The organism is Vibrio sp. CUB2, assembly GCF_001557945.1.
Classification (GTDB): Bacteria; Pseudomonadota; Gammaproteobacteria; order Enterobacterales; family Vibrionaceae; genus Vibrio; species Vibrio owensii.
Genome location: NZ_LNRB01000085.1, coordinates 1 through 370, shown reverse-complemented (window position 1 = coordinate 370; position 370 = coordinate 1). Strand labels below are relative to the sequence as shown.

Here is a 370-nt window from a genome sequence, read left to right as displayed (position 1 = left end):
ATGGTGGGCGATACCGGGCTCGAACCAGTGACCCCCTGCTTGTAAGGCAGGTGCTCTCCCAACTGAGCTAATCGCCCACATAAGTTTTTCGTCTTGTGGTAGACGTCAAGAATGGTGGAGCTATGCGGGATCGAACCGCAGACCTCCTGCGTGCAAGGCAGGCGCTCTCCCAGCTGAGCTATAGCCCCATCTTGAGAGTTATTCTTAAAGAATGGTGGGTCGTGCAGGATTCGAACCTGCGACCAATTGATTAAAAGTCAACTGCTCTACCAACTGAGCTAACGACCCAATGGTATCCCGTAGGGGAGTCGAACCCCTGTTACCGCCGTGAAAGGGCGGTGTCCTAGGCCTCTAGACGAACGGGACACTG

The 370-nt window shown here is 54.6% G+C and carries 4 tRNA genes; all 4 read right to left on the bottom strand.

Going from position 1 to position 370, the window contains the following annotated elements:
• Window position 1 precedes the first annotated feature (1 nt).
• A tRNA-Val gene (locus tag ATB78_RS27990) sits at window positions 2-77 on the bottom strand.
• A 35-nt stretch (window positions 78-112) separates the two neighbouring features.
• Window positions 113-188 (bottom strand) — tRNA-Ala (locus ATB78_RS27985).
• Between the two features lie 24 nt (window positions 189-212).
• Window positions 213-288: transfer RNA gene (locus ATB78_RS27980), tRNA-Lys, on the bottom strand.
• 2 nt (window positions 289-290) lie between these two features.
• A tRNA-Glu gene (locus tag ATB78_RS27975) sits at window positions 291-366 on the bottom strand.
• Window positions 367-370: the final 4 nt, after the last annotated feature.